Here is a 16,062-nt window from a genome sequence, read left to right on the forward strand (position 1 = left end):
CGGGGGTGGGCGGGAGATCCTCCGCGGGCCCTCAACGGCCCTCCCAGGGGGGCTGTTCGGCCTCGCCGTGATCTCCGTCATCGCCCCGGCGTGGGCGCCGCGGCGCATGTGCCCGAGGGGCTGATGCGTCACGGGGCACATGGCCGGCAGGGTCAGCCGGCCCTGGCCCAGGCGTACCGGTGCTCGGGGCGGCCGGTGTCGCCGTACTTGAGGGTGAGGCTGATCCGCCCCTCGCGCTCCAGGAACTTCAGGTACCGCTGGGCGGTGGAGCGGCTGATCCCCGCCCGTGCCGCGACCTCGTGCGCCGACAGCGGCTGCGCCGACTCGGTGAGAACCCTGCGCACGAGGTCGGCGGTCGGCGCCGAGTGCCCCTTGGGGAGTTCCGCCGGGGCCGCGACGGCGGTGCGCAGTGCGCCGAAGATCCGGTCGACCTGCTCCTGGCCGGCCTCGCCGCCCCCGCCACCGACACCGTCGAGCGTCCGGCGCAGGGCCGCGTACCCCTCCAGCTTCACCCGCAGTCCGGCGAAGCTGAACGGCTTGACCAGGTACTGCAGCGCGCCGAAGCGCATCGCGGCCTGCACGGTCGCCACGTCCCGCGCGGCCGTGACCATGATGACGTCCGCGTGGTGGCCGAGCTGGCGCATGCGCCGCACCAGGGTGAGGCCGGTCTCGTCGGGCAGGTAGTGGTCCAGCAGCACCAGGTCGACGTGCGTGCGCTCCAGCGTCGCCAGCGCCTGCGCGGCGGTGTGGGCGCGCGCGGTGACCCGGAAGCCGGGAACCTTGCCGACGTACGCGGAATTGATCTCGGCGACGCGGAAGTCGTCGTCCACGACGAGGACATCGATCATCGCGCTCCTCCTGCGGACACGGTTTCCGCCGGCGTGGGCCCGGACGCGGCCAGCGCCTCGGGCAGGACGACGGTGAAGACCGCGCCGCCCCCGGCACGGGCGGTGACTCGGGCCGTGCCGCCGTACCTCCCGGCGAGCCGCCGCACGAGTGCGAGTCCGAGCCCGCGGCCCCGGTGCGCGGGGGAGGCCTTGGTCGTCCAGCCCTCGGCGAAGATCCGCTCGCGGGCCTCGGGCGGCACTCCCGGCCCGTCGTCGGACACCCGCAGCAGGGCGGTCGTGCCCTCGGCACGCAGTTCGACCTCGACCGTGGAGCCCGCCGCGTCGAGCGCGTTGTCGATGAGGTTGCCCAGCACGGTGACCAGGTCGCGCGGGTCGACGACGCGATCGGGCAGCAGCGTGGCGGGGGAGACCGTCATGGTCACGCCCCGTTCGGCGGCGATCGCCGACTTGCCGACCAGCAGCGCCGACAGCAGCGGGTCGTGGACGCGTTCGGCCACCTGCTCGGCGGAGGCCCGCCGACCGTCGGCCACTTCGGCGACGAAGTCCACCGCCGCGTCGTACAGGCCGAGTTCGAGCAGGCCCAGCAGGGTGTGCAGGCGGTTGGCGTGCTCGTGGTCCTGGGCGCGCAGTGCGTCCAGCAGACCGTGGGTGCTGTCGAGTTCGCGGCCCAGGCGCTCCAGTTCCGTACGGTCGCGCAGGGTGGCGACGGCGCCGCCGTCCCCGGTGGGCATCCGGTTGGCGACCAGCACCCGGGCACCACTGACGGTCAGCAGGTCGGTGCCCCCGACCCGGCCGGTCAGCACGTCGGTCGTGCGGCCCGCGGGCAGTACGTCGTCCAGGGCGCGTCCGGCGGATTCCGGGCCGAGTCCGAGCAGCCGCTGCGCCTCGTCGTTGAGCAGCCGGATCCTGCCCCGGCCGTCGAGCGCGATGACGCCCTCACGGATGCCGTGCAGCATGGCCTCGCGCTCGTCGAGCAGCGCGGAGATATCGGCGAACGCCAGCCCGTGCGTCTGCCGTTGCAGCCGCCGGGACACCAGCAGGGCCGCCAGCACACCGACGCCCAGCGCGGCGCCCGCGTACAGCAGCAGCACCGGGACGGTCGCCAGGAGCCGTTCGCGCACACTGTCGTACGCGATGCCGACCGAGACCGCGCCCACGATGCGCCCGCCGTCGTCGCGCAGCGGCACCTTGGCGCGCGCGGAGCGGCCGAGGGTGCCCCGGTCGATCTGCATGATCTCCTGGCCGCCGAGCGCCACGCTGGGGTCGGTGGACACATGCCGCCCGATCTGCGTCACGTCGGTGTGCGACCAGCGCACGCCGTGGGTGTCCATGACGACGATATAGAGCGCCCCGGTGGCGCGCCGGATGCGTTCGGCCTCCTGCTGCACCGGGCCCGTGACGCCGGGGCGGCTGCCGAGCAGGTCGCGGGCGAGGCCGGGGGTGGCGGCGGTGGTCTGGGCGATCGACAGGGCCTGGCGCATCGCCTGCTGGTCGAGCTGCGAGCTGAGCGGGGCGAGGAACAGGCCGGTGGCCAGGGTGATCACGCCGGTGGTGAGGACCAGCTGGACCAGCAGGACCTGGGCGAAGACGCGGCGTGGCCACCGGATGCGCATGACGTCCCCCTGTCCTTCCCAGCGGTCCGCGTCCATGCGGAAGTCGCTCGTCCGTTTGCCTGGCTGTGAACGCAACGTAAACGGCGCCGGGGTGCGCTGCCCAGCCCCTGTGGCCCTTTCGTTGTTGTAGCGCGAGCAGAACGAGCAGAACAGGGGGTTGTGGGCACAAGGCGGAGTTGTGACCGCAAGGCTGCCGCGGTGGCCCGGGCCGCATCTAGCGTCCCGGCGCATGAGCACACACCCCAGCCCCGCCATCGAACTGCGGGGTGCGAGCAAGGCCTTCAGGACCCCGTCCGGGGCCCTTCACACCGCCGTGCGCGATCTGGACCTGACCGTCGGGCGAGGGGAGTTCGTGGCCGTCGTCGGACCGACCGGCTGCGGCAAGTCCACGACGCTGACCCTCGTCAGCGGGCTGGAGGAGCCCACCGAGGGCGAGGTGCTGGTGGCCGGCGAGCCGGTGCGCGGCATCGGCGGCAAGGTCGGCTTCGTCTTCCAGCAGGACGCGGTCTTCCCCTGGCGCACCGTGCTGTCCAACGTGATGGCCGGTCCCCGCTTCCGCGGCGTGCCCAAGGCCGAGGCCAGGGAGCGGGCCCGCGAATGGCTCGCCCGGGTCGGTCTCACCGCCTTCGAGGACCGCTACCCGCACCAGCTGTCGGGCGGTCAGCGCAAGCGCGTCGCCCTCGCGGCCACCTTCGTCAACGATCCCGAGATCCTGCTCATGGACGAGCCGTTCTCGGCCCTGGACGTGCAGACGCGCGCCCTGATGTCGGACGAGCTGCTGGAGCTGTGGTCCGGCACGGGCGCCTCGGTCGTCTTCGTCACCCACGACCTGGAGGAGTCCATCGCGCTCGCGGACAAGGTCGTCGTCATGACCGCCGGACCGGCGACGGTCAAGGAGATCTTCGAGATCGACCTGCCGCGCCCGCGCAAGGTCGAGACGGTGCGGCTGGAGCCGCGATTCATCGAGATCTACCGGGAGATCTGGGCCTCGCTCGGCGAAGAGGTCCGCATCACCCGCGAGAGGGGTGCGGCCGATGCCGCCTGAGACCGCGGCGGCCCCGGCGGCCGCTGTCACCAAGGACGCCGGCGGGGGCACCGACCGGGCGCGGTCCCGCGCCCGCGCCGCCCGGAACCGCGTCTACCTCGTCCAGGGCAGCCGGGTCCTGCTGCTGATCGCCGTGCTCGGCCTGTGGGAGTGGCTGGCCCGTGCCGGGGCCGTCGATCCCTTCCACTTCTCGATGCCGTCGCGGATCTGGGAGCAGATGCGCACCTGGGCGGTGGACGGCACCGCGCAGGGTTCGCTGTGGGAGCAGATCTGGTACACGCTCTACGAGGCCCTGCTCGGCTGGACGATCGGCGTCGTCGCCGGTGTGGTGCTGGGGATCGTGCTCGGGCGCATCCGCTTCCTGGCCGATGTGCTCGGGCCCTACATCAAGGTGCTCAACGCGCTGCCGCGCATCGTGCTCGCGCCGATCTTCCTCATCTGGTTCGGCCTCGGCCCGGCGTCGAAGGTGGCCTCGGCAGTGGTGCTGGTCTTCTTCCCGGTCTTCTTCAACGCCTTCCAGGGCGCCCGCGAGGTCGACCGCAACCTGGTCGCCAACTCCCGCATCCTGGGCGCCGGCAACCGCCAGGTCACCTTGCAGGTGGTCGTGCCCTCCGCGACCTCCTGGATCTTCACCAGCCTCCACGTGAGCTTCGGCTTCGCCCTCATCGGCGCCATCGTCGGCGAGTACATCGGCGCCACCAAGGGCCTGGGCCTGCTCGTCGCCGCCTCGCAGGGGACCTTCAACTCCGCCGGTGTGTACGCCGCCATGGCCGTCCTCGCGGTCGTCGCGCTGCTCGCGGAGGGCCTGCTGACCTTCCTGGAGAAGCGGCTCTTCCGCTGGAAGCCGGCCGAGGCCGGCTCCGACCGCTGACCCCCGCTGCCCCACACCCCCTCCGACCGCTTCCCACAAGGACGTGAACCAGATGCGCGCACCCCTCAGAGCCACCGCTGCCGTCGCCGCCTCGGCCGTCGCCCTCACCCTGCTCACCGCCTGCGGCGGCGACTCCTCGGCCTCCGGCTCCGGCTCCGGCGGCAAGGTCAAGATCATGGTCGGCGGCCTGGACAAGGTCATCTACCTCCCCGCGATGCTCACCGAGCGGCTCGGCTACTTCAAGGCCGAGGGCGTGGACGTCGAACTGCTCACCGAACCGGCCGGCGTCCAGGCCGAGACCGCGCTGGTCTCCGGCGACGTCCAGGGCACCGTGGGCTTCTACGACCACACGCTCGACCTCCAGGTCAAGGGCAAGGAGGTGGAGTCGGTGGTCCAGTTCTCGCAGGCCCCGGGCGAGGTGGAGATCGTCTCCAACAAGGCGGCGGGCGACATCGCGGGCGCGGCGGACTTCAAGGGCAAGCAGATGGGCGTGACCGGCATCGGCTCGTCCACGGACTTCCTGACGAAGTACCTGGCCGTCAGCAATGGTGTGAAGACCAGCGAGTTCACGCCGGTCGCGGTGGGCGCGGGCCAGACCTTCATCTCCGCGCTGGAGCAGGGCTCGATCCAGGGCGGCATGACCACCGACCCGACCGTGGCCACGATCCTGGACAAGAAGCTCGGCAAGGTGCTGATCGACATGCGCACCCCCGAGGGCTCCCGGCAGGCGCTCGGCGGGCTCTACCCCTCCTCCAGCCTGTACATGCAGACGGAGTGGGTGAACGGGCACAAGGAGACCGTGCAGAAGCTCGCCAACGCCTTCGTGAAGACGCTCGCATGGATGTCCGCGCACAGCGCCGCCGAGATCGCCGCGAAGATGCCTGCGGACTACGCACAGGGCGGCGGCCAGGAGCTCTACACGCAGTCCATCGAGAGCACGCTGCCGATGTTCACCAAGGACGGGGTCATGCCGGAGGGCGGCCCCGAGACCGTGGAGCGGGTCCTCAAGGCGTTCAACCCGAACCTGCAGAACGCGAAGGTGGACCTGAGCAGGACCTACACCACGGAGTTCGTCAAGAGCGCCGGCTGAATGCCGCTGATCTCCATGCGCAGCGGCGCCCCCAGGGCCGCCCCGCAGCTCTCGGGCCGGGGCGGCTCGGCCGCGACCGCGGTCACCCCGACGTCCCAGACCCTGCCGTCGACGTGCCGTACGCGGGTGCCGTCCACGCTCAGCGCCCCCGCCCGGTCCTCACCGGTCAGCCGGCGGACGGCGAGCTCGGCCGCCTGGCCCGGGCGCTCCCAGGCGGAGCGCCCGCGGCAGCCCTCCAGTACGACGCGCCCCTCGCGGGTGGCCTCCAGCACCTGCCTGGCCAGGGCGAGGTCCACACGGCCGTAGGCGTAGCCGTACGGCAGCACGAGCATCGTCGGCGAGAAGCGGTGGCCGCCGAGGTGGGTCACCTCCCACACGTGACCGAGCTGTGCGGCGGCGAGTTCGGCGGCCAGCGGGCGGCCGTTGAGCGCGCAGCAGCGGTCGCGCCTGCCGTTGGTGCACACCAGGGCGAGCGGGTCGCCCTCGTACGGCACTCCGAAGCCGCGGTGGTCTCCGTGCCCGAGCGCCGCGAAGTCCAGCCCCAGCAGGGTCTCCGGGTCCTCCAGCACCGCCTCCCGCACCCAGGAGCGTCCCGGCACCGTGTGCGCCACGTAGGCTGTGCGCCGGGGGATGTCGCGGCGCCGGTCCGCGTGCGGCCCGGGCCGCCGGATCAGCCCGACGCGCACCCCGGTCCCCGCGGCGGCCCGTTCCAGCGCCCGGCCCACCCGCGGGTCCAGATGGCTGCCGGTCAGCGCCTTGGGCCCCCACGGCCCCGGTTGCTCCAGCAGCAGCCAGGTGCGCGCGGTGGCCGCGGTCGCGGCGACGGGCTCCGCCAAGGAGCTCGACGCGGTCGTGCAGGTGGTCATGAAGGTAAGCCTAACCTTCCGACTCTCGTGCGGCTCTCCAACCCCTCCCGTACGGCGCGGACCGTGGCCCGGGCGTCCGGAATGTCCGCCTCTGCCCCGGGAAGGATGGCGCTCCCGTCCCGGCTGTACCGATGGCTTACCCGGATACCGCGGGTCCCAACGGTCTTGCGCAAGAGCGCAAACCACTTGCATGGCATGTCGTATGCTTGCACGCATGACGCGACGGCTTGCCGAAGTAGCGAAGAAGGTCGGGGTCAGCGAGGCCACCGTCAGCCGGGTGCTGAACGGAAAGCCGGGGGTGTCCGAGGGCACCCGGCAGGCGGTGCTGACGGCACTGGACGTGCTGGGGTACGAGCGGCCCACACAGCTGCGGGGGAACCGGGCGCGGCTCGTCGGGCTGGTGCTGCCCGAGCTGCAGAACCCGATCTTCCCCGCGTTCGCCGACATCGTCGGCGCGGCGCTGGCCCAGCAGGGGCTCACGCCGGTGCTGTGCACGCAGACCGCGGGCGGGGTGTCGGAGGCGGACTACGTGTCGCTGCTGCTGCAACAGCACGTCTCCGGCGTGGTGTTCGCCGGCGGCCTGTACGCGCAGGCGGACGCGCCGCACGACCACTACCGGCTGCTCGCGGAACGCAATCTGCCGGTCGTGCTGATCAACGCGGCCATAGAGCACCTGGGTTTCCCGAGGGTCTCGTGCGACGACTCGGTGGCGGTGGAGCAGGCGTGGCGGCATCTGTCCTCGCTCGGCCACGAGCGGATCGGCCTGCTGCTGGGGCCCTCCGACCACGTGCCGTCGCGGCGCAAGCTGGCGGCGGCCCGCGGCGTGGCCGCGGCGACCGGCTCGTCGCTGCCCGACGAGCACGTGGGGCGGGCGATGTTCACCCTGGAGGGCGGCCAGGCGGCGGCCGCGAAGCTGTGGGAGCGCGGGGTCACCGGGATCATCTGCGCCAACGACCCGATGGCGCTGGGCGCGGTGCGCGCGGCGCGCCGGATGGGGTTGTCGGTGCCGCAGGACGTCTCGGTGGTCGGGTACGACGACTCGGCGTTCATGACCTGCACGGACCCGCCGCTGACGACCGTGCGCCAGCCGATCGAGGCGATGGGGCGCACCGCGGTGGAACTGCTCGCGCTGAAGATCGCGGGCAAGCAGGTCGCCTCCGACGAGCTCCTGTACGAGCCCGAGTTGGTCGTCCGCGGTACGACGGGACCGGTGCGCGCCTGAGCCCCGCGCGCCGTACGACGGCGCAACCCCCGCAGAGCCCGCGGTGCCCGGCACCGCGGGCTCTCGCGCGTCCTGGGCGCCAGGACCCCTCCCCGGTCCCGGCAGGACCGCGGCGCGGCCGCCCGTGGACGGCAGGTCCCGCCGGTCAGCCCCCTCCTCCGCCGTGGAAACGGTTAGCAGCCCACCTGCGCAAGCTCGTCAGTCTTTTGCGAAAACTGCGCGACATCTTGCGGACATCTGCCAGGAGTGCTTGAGTGTGCGGCGCCCCCGCTGTGCGTAGCAGGGGGCCTTCCACGCTCATGCCCGAAGGGGACCACCGATGAGAAGCTCCTGGTTCCGCCCCGCCCGCCGTGCCTCCGCGGCCACGCTCGTCTCCGCGCTGGCCCTGGTCGCCCTCACCGCCTGCGGCACCAGCAGCAGCGCGGACAACGACGAGAAGGCCGGCGGCGGTTCATCGTCCGACCCGGCCGCCCCGCTGGACCCGAAGGCCAAGGTCACGCTCACCATCGACTGCATGCCGCCGGCCGCCAAGAAGGCGGAGCTCAAGGAGTGGAAGGAGGACGTCGCCACCTTCAACAAGCAGTACCCGAACGTGACCATCGACGGTAAGTCGACGCCCGGTCAGTGCGAGGAGCCGGCCCGCTTCACCGCGGCGCTCAAGGCGAAGTCCCAGCCGGACGTGTTCTACACGTACTTCACCGACCTGCAGCAGGTGCTGGACAACGACGGCGCCGAGGACATCTCCGCGTACGTGACGGACAAGACCGTCCCCGCGCTCCAGGACATCGACCCCAACGTGCTGGGCGTCCTGAAGAAGGACGGCAAGCTCTACGGCGTGCCCACCAGCAACTACACCATGGGCCTGCTCATCAACCGCAAGCTCTTCACGCAGGCCGGGCTCGACCCCAACAAGCCCCCGGCCACGTGGGAAGAGGTCCGCACCGCGGCCAAGGCCATCGCGGGCCTCGGCAAGGGCATCGCCGGCTACGGCGACTACAGCGCGCAGAACACCGGCGGCTGGCACTTCACCGCGACGATGTACGGCCTGGGCGGCGACGTCGTCTCCGCGGACGGCACCAAGGCGGCGTTCAACGACGACCTCGGCAAGCAGGTCGTGCAGAACCTGCACGACATGCGCTGGACCGACAACAGCATGGGCCAGACCCAGCTGCTCAAGTGGGGCGACCTGCAGAAGCAGATGGCGACGGACAAGCTCGGCATGTTCCTGGCCGCGCCCGACGACATCACGTACATGGTCCAGCAGCTCGGCGCCGACTACGCCAACTTCGGCATGGGGCCGATCCCCGGCGGCAAGGCCACCCTCTTCGGCGGCAACGACTACATGATCAAGAAGGGCAGCTCGCCCGACAAGATCAAGGCCGCCATCGCCTGGCTGAACTTCAAGACCCTCACCCCGGGCAAGGGCCAGTTCGAGTACTCCCGGTCCAAGGCGGACGGCCTGCCCGTCGGTCTGCCCCAGCCGGCCTTCTTCACCGGAGCCAGCAAGACCAGCGACGACCAGCTGAAGGCGGCCAGCGCCACCATGCCGGTGGAGAACTTCCGCGCCTTCATGGACAACCCGATCCCGGGCAAGGCCGAGCCCGCCAAGGCCCAGGAGATCTACAAGGTCCTGGACAACGTGATGTCCGGCGTCCTGACCAACAAGAACGCGGACGCCGCCAAGCTGCTGTCCACCGCGGAGACCCAGGTCAACCAGGTCCTCGCCAACCAGTAGCTCCGGACCGGACCCCCGGCCCCCCGGCACTCAGGAGTAACGATGTCGGCCCCCAGCGCCCCCACCCTGCCCGCCAGCACTCCCGCGAAGAGCCGGTCGCGCCGCTCGGCACGCCGCCCTGCCCCGGATCCCCACCGTCCGGGGCGGGCCGGCCGCTCCCTGCGCCGCAACCTCACCGCGTACGGCTTCCTGATCGGCGCCGTGCTGTGCTTCGCGTTCTTCTCCTGGTACCCGATGGTCCGGGAGTTCGTACTGGCCTTCCAGAAGACCAAGGACGGGCAGACCACCTGGGCCGGCTGGTCCAACCTGAACTACGTCTTCCACGACCCCGCGTTCTGGCAGGCCTGGCGCAACACCCTGCTCTTCACCGGCCTGGCGCTGCTGCTCGGCTTCGCGGTGCCGTTCTTCGTCGCACTGCTGCTGAACGAACTGCGGCACGCGCAGGGCTATCTGCGGCTGCTGGTGTACCTGCCGGTGATGCTGCCGCCGGTCGCCTCGGTGCTGCTGTTCAAGAACTTCTACAACCCCGAGTACGGCCTGTTCAACCGCATCCTCGAGACGCTGCACCTGCCCGCCCAGCAATGGCTGCAGTCCACCGACACCGCCATGCTGTCGGTGGTCATCGCGTCCACCTGGATGAACATGGGCGGCGCCACCCTGATCTATCTGGCCGCCCTCCAGGGCATTCCCGGCGAGCTGTACGAGGCGGCCGAACTCGACGGGGCCGGACTCCTGCGCAAGATCTGGCACGTGACGATCCCGCAGACCCGGCTGATCCTCTCGCTGATGCTGCTCATGCAGATCATCGCCACGATGCAGGTCTTCACCGAGCCCTTCCTGCTGACCGGCGGCTCCGGGCCGGAGGGCTCCACGACCACCGTCGTCTACCTGATCTACCAGTACGCGTTCAACTTCAACAACTACGGCGGCGCCGCGGCGCTCGGCCTGGTGCTGCTGGTGCTGCTGGCGGTCTTCTCCGCCGGGTACGTGCGGCTCAGCCGTGCCGCGGACGAGTAGGGCGGGGACCCACCGATGAGCAGCAGCACGCGAACGCTGATATCGCCGACGCAACTCGCGAGCCGGCGCGGCAAGATCCTCTACCGGACGGTCCTCCTCCTGGTGGTCGCCGCCTTCACGCTGGTCTTCCTCGGACCCCTGTACTGGATGGCCGCCAACGGCCTGAAGTCCACGCAGGAGTTCGCGCAGATCCCGCCGACCGCCTTCCCGCACTCCTTCCACCCCGAGAACTACAAGAGCGCCTGGTCCGTGATGGACCTGTACCACCTACTGCTCAACACCCTCTGGTACGCGTTCGGGGCGCTCGCCTTCCAGCTGGTCCTCGACGTGGCGGCCGCCTACTCGCTGTCCAAACTCCGCCCGGTGCTCGGCAACGTGATCCTCGGGATGATGCTGGCGACGCTGATGATCCCGGCGACCGTGCTGGTGGTGCCGCAGTACCTGACCGTGCTGGACGTGCCGATCTTCCAGCGCAACCTGCTCGACTCGCCCTGGGTGATCTGGCTGCCTTCGGTCACCAACGCCTTCAACATCTTCCTGCTGAAGAGGTTCTTCGACTCGGTGCCGCAGGAACTGCTGGACGCCTCCGCGATCGACGGGGCCTCCCCGGTGCGCACCCTGTGGTCGGTGGTCCTGCCGATCTCCCGCCCGATCCTCGGAGTGGTCTCCATCTTCGCGATCGTCGGGGTCTGGAAGGACTTCCTCTGGCCGATGCTCACCCTGCCGGATCCGACGAAGCAGACGCTCAACGTCGGCATCTACTCGCTCGCCAGCGGCGTCCCGGAGAACTGGCTCCTGGCGGCCATCGCCATGGCCTCCGTCCCGACCCTGCTGATCTTCCTTGTGTTCCAGCGCAACATCATGAGCGGCCTGACCGCCGGCGGTCTGAAGGGCTGAGGCCCGCACCCGTCCACCGCGACGCCGCTTCCCACCAGCACCACGCCGCCCGCCGTGAGGGCCGGCGGCGTGGTCCCAGCTGCCCGAAAGGACCAGTCACGTGGCAGACACCCAGCCGACCGAGGCCACCGACGAGTGGTGGCGCGGCGCCGCCATCTACCAGGTGTACGTACGCAGCTTCGCCGACGGCGACGCGGACGGCACCGGCGACCTCGCCGGGGTGCGGTCCAGACTGCCGTACCTGGCGGCGCTGGGCGTCGACGCCCTCTGGTTCAGCCCCTGGTACCCCTCGCCGCTGGCCGACGGCGGCTACGACGTCGCCGACTACCGGGCCATCGACCCCGCCTTCGGAAGCCTGGCCGAGGCCGAGAAGCTCATCGCGGAGGCCCGCGGCGCCGGCATCCGCACGATCATCGACATCGTCCCCAACCACGTCTCCGACCGGCACGTGTGGTTCCAGGCGGCGCTCGCCGCGGGGCCGGGCAGTGTGGAGCGCGAGCTGTTCCACTTCCGTCCCGGACGCGGCGAGAACGGCGAACTGCCCCCGAACGGCTGGCGGTCCCAGTTCGGCGGCCCCGCCTGGACCCGGCTGCCCGACGGCGACTGGTACCTGCACCTGTTCGCACCCGAGCAGCCCGACCTCAACTGGGACCACCCCTCGGTCCGCAAGGAGCACGAGGACGTCCTCCGCTTCTGGTTCGACCGCGGCGTCGCCGGCGTGCGCATCGACTCGGCGGCGATGGTCGCCAAGGACCCGCTGCTGCCCGACTTCGAGGAGGGGCGCGACCCGCACCCCTACATCGACCGCGACGAACTCCACGAGATCTACCGGTCCTGGCGCACCATCGCGGACTCCTACGGCGGCGTCCTGATCGGCGAGGTGTGGCTGCCGGACGCCGAGCGCTTCGTCCGCTACCTGCGCCCCGACGAGCTGCACACCGCCTTCAACTTCGACTTCCTGGCCTGCCCCTGGGACGCGGCACGGCTGCGCGCCTCGATCGAGCTGACGCTGTCCGTGCACGCGCCCGTCGGCGCCCCGGCGACCTGGGTCCTGGCCAACCACGACGTGACCCGTACGGCCACCCGCTACGGCCGCGCCGACACCGGCTTCGACTTCAAGACCAAGGCCCACGGGATCCCCACCGACCTGGAGCTCGGCACGCGCCGCGCCCGCGCCGCCGCGCTGCTCACGCTCGCCCTGCCCGGCTCGGTCTACCTGTACCAGGGCGAGGAGCTGGGCCTGCCCGAGGTCGAGGACATCCCGGCCGACCGGCTCCAGGACCCCATGTACTTCCGCTCCGGCGGCACCGACCCGGGCCGTGACGGCTGCCGGGTACCACTGCCCTGGTCCGGGGACGCGCCGCCGTACGGCTTCGGCGGCGAGCAGCTGTGGCTGCCCCAGCCGGACGGCTGGGCGCGGTACACGGCCGAGGCCGAGCAGGCCGACCCGGAGTCCGTGCTCACGCTGTACCGCACCGCGCTGGACCTCCGCCGCGCCGAACCCGGCCTCGGCGAGGGGCCGATGAGCTGGCTCGACAGCACCGGCGAGGTGCTCGCCTTCCGCCGCGACGGCGACTTCGCCTGCGTGGTCAACCTGTCGGCGGCCCCGGTGGACCTCCCCGGCCACCGGCAGGTCCTGCTCGCCAGCGGGCCGCTCGACGAGGACGGCCGGCTGCCCCGGGACACGGCGGTCTGGCTGCGCCTGGGCGAGTAGCCGGCGCCGGGCAACGCCCCCGGGATTCCTCCGCTCCCGCTCAGGGGTGCCGCCTTCGGACAGCGTTGTCCAAGGCGGCACCGACGCCTTCGCGCGGCGAAGGCCGTCCGCCCCCGCAGGGTCACCGGCGCCATCGGACCGACCGATTCACGGCCCGCCCGCCCGCCCTTCCGCGGCGCGGACGCCGAGTCCCGGTCCGGCGGCACGGGTACCTCGCCCCCGGGCACACAGTCCCTCGCGACGGCCGGCGGCGACGCTTCCCCGCCGTCCCTGCCCGTCGGCCGCCCTCCACACGCCCGTTGCGCACGAGCCCGACAACCGGCCGGCCCGCCGTCCGTCACGGCGGGCCGGGGGCGTACGCGTCCTGACCGCGTACGCCGAGGGGCGGGGGCCCCGACCCGGGCCGCGCCCCCCCCCCCCGTGACCCCCCCCCCACACCCCGCCCGCCCCCCCCCCCCCCCCCCTGGGGCGCCCCCCCCCCCCCCCCGACCCCGCCCCCCCGCCGCCCCGTCCGGGGGGGGGGGGGGGTTTGGGTGCGCCCGCGGTTCCCGGGGGGGGGGCGCCCCCGCCGGGGGCCCCCGCCCCTCGCCGCTGTCACGCGCCCGTCACACCGGGCCGGCCACCACCGCGACCCGCTTGGTCAGCGCCACACCCGAGCCGTCCCGGCGCGGGTCCTTCGGCGGAAGGTCGGCGGGGGTACCGGCGGAGGTGGCGGCACGCGCGGGCGCCACACCGGCCCAGGCCAGCAGCAGCACGTCCTCGCCCTTCAGGAAGCGCTGGCAGCGCACGCCGCCGGTCGCCCGGCCCTTGCGCGGGTACTGGTCGAACGGGGTGAGCTTGGCCGTGCTCTCCTCCGCCCCGTCCAGCACCTCGCGGGCGCCGGCGAGGGTGAAGACCACGGCGTCGGCCGAGGGGTCCACCGCCGTGAACGAGATCACCTTGGCGCCCTCGGTGAGCTTGATGCCCGCCATGCCGCCCGCCGGGCGGCCCTGCGGGCGCACCTGGCCCGCCGGGTAGCGCAGCAACTGGGCGTCGTCGGTGATGAAGACCAGGTCCTCCTCGCCGGTGCGCAGCTCCACCGCGCCGACGATCCGGTCGCCGTCCTTGAGGGCGATGACCTCCAAGTCGTCCTTGTTCGACGGGTAGTCCGGCACGACGCGCTTGACGACGCCCTGCTCGGTGCCGAGCGCCAGACCCGGCGAGGACTCGTCCAGCGTGGTCAGGCACACCACCTGCTCGTCCGGCTCCAGCGACAGGAACTCCGCCAGCGGAGCGCCGCCCGCCAGGTTCGGCGCGCCCGTCGTCTCCGGGAGGATCGGCAGGTCGATCACCGCCATCCGCAGCAGCCGCCCGGTCGAGGTGACCGCCCCGATGTCCGCCCGCGCGGTCGTCGGCACCGCCGAGACGATCACGTCGTGCTTGACGCGCTTGCCGTCGCCCGGTGCCAGGGCCTCGCCGTTCGCGGTGCGCGCCAGCAGCCCGGTGGAGGACAGCAGGACGCGGCAGGGGTCGTCGGCGACCTCCAGCGGCACGGCGGCGATCGGCGCCGCCGTCGAGTCCAGCAGGACGGTGCGGCGATCGGTGCCGTACTTCTTCGCCACCGCCGCCAGCTCGGTGCTGACCAGCTTGCGCAGCTCGGCGTCGGACTCCAGGATCCGGGTCAGCTCCTCGATCTCCGCGGTGAGCCGGTCCCGCTCGGACTCCAGTTCAATCCGGTCGAAGCGGGTCAGGCGGCGCAGCGGCGTGTCGAGGATGTACTGGGTCTGGATCTCCGACAGCGAGAAGCGCTCGACGAGCCGCTCCTTGGCCTGGGCCGCGTTGTCGCTGGAGCGGATGATCGAGATGACCTCGTCGATGTCGACGAGCGCGACCAGCAGGCCCTCGACCAGGTGGAGGCGGTCGCGGCGCTTGCCGCGGCGGAACTCGCTGCGCCTGCGAACCACCTCGAAGCGGTGGTCCAGGTAGACCTCCAGCAGCTCCTTCAGGCCCAGCGTGAGCGGCTGGCCGTCGACCAGGGCCACGTTGTTGATGCCGAAGGACTCCTCCATCGGCGTGAGCTTGTACAGCTGCTCCAGGACGGCCTCGGGGTGGAAGCCGTTCTTGACCTCGATGACCAGGCGCAGTCCGTGCTCGCGGTCGGTGAGGTCCTTGACGTCGGCGACGCCCTGGAGGCGCTTGGAGCCGACCAGGTCCTTGATCTTGGAGATGACCTTCTCCGGGCCGACCGTGAACGGCAGCTCGGTCACCACCAGACCCTTGCGGCGGGCGGTGACCTCCTCGACCGAGACCGTCGCGCGGATCTTGAAGGTGCCGCGCCCGGTCTCGTACGCGTCCCGGATGCCGTCCATGCCGACGATGCGGCCGCCGGTGGGCAGGTCGGGGCCCGGCACGTGGCGCATCAGCGTCTCGAGGTCCGCGTTCGGGTAGCGGATCAGGTGCCGGGCGGCGGAGACGACCTCGCCCAGGTTGTGCGGCGGCATGTTGGTCGCCATGCCGACGGCGATGCCCGAGGCCCCGTTGACCAGCAGGTTCGGATACGCGGCGGGCAGGGCGACGGGCTCCTGCTCCTGCCCGTCGTAGTTCGGGGCGAAGTCGACCGTGTCCTCGTCGATCGACTCGACCATGAGCATCGCGGCCGGGGCCGTGCGGCACTCGGTGTAGCGCATGGCGGCCGGCGGGTCGTCGTTGCCGAGCGAACCGAAGTTGCCGTGGCCGTCGACCAGCGGCACCCGCATGGAGAACGGCTGCGCCATGCGCACCAGGGCGTCGTAGATCGAGGCGTCGCCGTGCGGATGGAGCTTGCCCATCACCTCGCCGACGACACGGGCGCACTTCACGAAGCCGCGTTCGGGACGCAGCCCCATCTCGTTCATCTGGTACACGATCCGGCGGTGCACCGGCTTGAGCCCGTCGCGGGCGTCGGGGAGCGCGCGCGAGTAGATGACCGAGTAGGCGTACTCGAGGAAGGACCCCTGCATCTCGTCGACGACGTCGATGTCGAGGATCCGCTCCTCGAAATCGTCCGGCGGCGGGGTCTTCGTGGTGCGGCGGGCCATCAGGGCGCTGCTCCTTCGGCTGGACCTCATCGGGTGTGGACACGTGACTGACGCGGACCATTGTGGACCGCGCCGCCGACAGCCCCGA

The 16,062-nt window shown here is 71.8% G+C and carries 12 protein-coding genes; 8 read left to right on the forward strand and 4 right to left on the reverse strand.

All coding sequences use genetic code 11. The features are described from left to right. Positions 1-152: 152 nt before the first annotated feature. Positions 153-848 carry a response regulator gene (locus ACIP9H_RS39455; RefSeq protein ID WP_401593357.1) on the reverse strand — a complete coding sequence of 232 codons (696 nt, stop codon included), beginning with the start codon at positions 846-848 and terminating at the stop codon, positions 153-155. Beyond that, on the reverse strand, positions 845-2,461 hold the full coding sequence (locus ACIP9H_RS39460) for an ATP-binding protein (RefSeq protein ID WP_401593360.1): 1,617 nt from the start codon (positions 2,459-2,461) through the stop codon (positions 845-847). The genes ACIP9H_RS39455 and ACIP9H_RS39460 overlap by 4 nt, the downstream gene beginning before the upstream one ends. A 229-nt stretch (positions 2,462-2,690) precedes the next feature. Here ACIP9H_RS39460 and ACIP9H_RS39465 point away from each other — a divergent pair, with 229 nt between their 5' ends. From ACIP9H_RS39465 to ACIP9H_RS39475, 3 genes are read left to right on the forward strand one after another with little or no spacing between them, the layout of a single operon-like run. After that, entirely contained in the window at positions 2,691-3,506 is an 816-nt protein-coding gene (locus ACIP9H_RS39465; protein ID WP_401593363.1) for an ABC transporter ATP-binding protein, read from the forward strand. Then, a complete protein-coding gene (locus tag ACIP9H_RS39470; RefSeq protein ID WP_401593365.1) occupies positions 3,496-4,377 on the forward strand; it encodes an ABC transporter permease in 882 nt (293 codons plus the stop codon). Before ACIP9H_RS39465 ends, ACIP9H_RS39470 begins: the two co-directional genes overlap by 11 nt. Positions 4,378-4,429: 52 nt before the next feature. Then, positions 4,430-5,467: an ABC transporter substrate-binding protein gene (locus ACIP9H_RS39475; RefSeq protein ID WP_401593368.1), complete on the forward strand. Its 1,038-nt coding sequence runs from the start codon at positions 4,430-4,432 to the stop codon at positions 5,465-5,467. Here the strand turns inward: ACIP9H_RS39475 and ACIP9H_RS39480 are convergent. After that, complete coding sequence (locus ACIP9H_RS39480) at positions 5,434-6,333, reverse strand: sucrase ferredoxin (protein WP_401593371.1); 900 nt, start codon at positions 6,331-6,333, stop codon at positions 5,434-5,436. The two genes, ACIP9H_RS39475 and ACIP9H_RS39480, sit on opposite strands and share 34 nt — an antisense overlap. Positions 6,334-6,547: 214 nt before the next feature. Between ACIP9H_RS39480 and ACIP9H_RS39485 the strand changes: the two genes are divergently transcribed. The 5 genes from ACIP9H_RS39485 (at position 6,548) to ACIP9H_RS39505 (ending at position 12,918) form a co-directional block, all read left to right on the forward strand. Then, positions 6,548-7,555, forward strand: coding sequence for a LacI family DNA-binding transcriptional regulator (locus ACIP9H_RS39485; protein ID WP_401593374.1), 1,008 nt, complete (start codon positions 6,548-6,550; stop codon positions 7,553-7,555). Between the two features lie 319 nt (positions 7,556-7,874). Further along, positions 7,875-9,290: an ABC transporter substrate-binding protein gene (locus ACIP9H_RS39490; protein ID WP_401593377.1), complete on the forward strand. Its 1,416-nt coding sequence runs from the start codon at positions 7,875-7,877 to the stop codon at positions 9,288-9,290. A gap of 42 nt (positions 9,291-9,332) precedes the next feature. After that, entirely contained in the window at positions 9,333-10,307 is a 975-nt protein-coding gene (locus tag ACIP9H_RS39495; RefSeq protein ID WP_401593380.1) for a carbohydrate ABC transporter permease, read from the forward strand. A 15-nt stretch (positions 10,308-10,322) separates the two neighbouring features. Then, the gene (locus ACIP9H_RS39500; protein ID WP_401593383.1) at positions 10,323-11,204 is read left to right on the forward strand and encodes a carbohydrate ABC transporter permease; all 882 of its coding nucleotides are present in this window, start codon (positions 10,323-10,325) and stop codon (positions 11,202-11,204) included. Between the two features lie 100 nt (positions 11,205-11,304). Next, positions 11,305-12,918 (forward strand): glycoside hydrolase family 13 protein, encoded by a 1,614-nt coding sequence (locus ACIP9H_RS39505; RefSeq protein WP_401593386.1) that lies wholly within the window; start codon positions 11,305-11,307, stop codon positions 12,916-12,918. Positions 12,919-13,523: 605 nt separating this feature from the next. Here the strand turns inward: ACIP9H_RS39505 and ACIP9H_RS39510 are convergent. Then, positions 13,524-15,974, reverse strand: a complete 2,451-nt coding sequence (locus tag ACIP9H_RS39510) for a DNA topoisomerase (ATP-hydrolyzing) subunit A (RefSeq protein WP_401594595.1) — start codon at positions 15,972-15,974, stop codon at positions 13,524-13,526. Between the last annotated feature and the right edge of the window lie 88 nt (positions 15,975-16,062).

The organism is Streptomyces sp. NPDC088732 (genome assembly GCF_044751205.1).
In the GTDB taxonomy this organism is placed as follows: Bacteria; Actinomycetota; Actinomycetes; order Streptomycetales; family Streptomycetaceae; genus Actinacidiphila.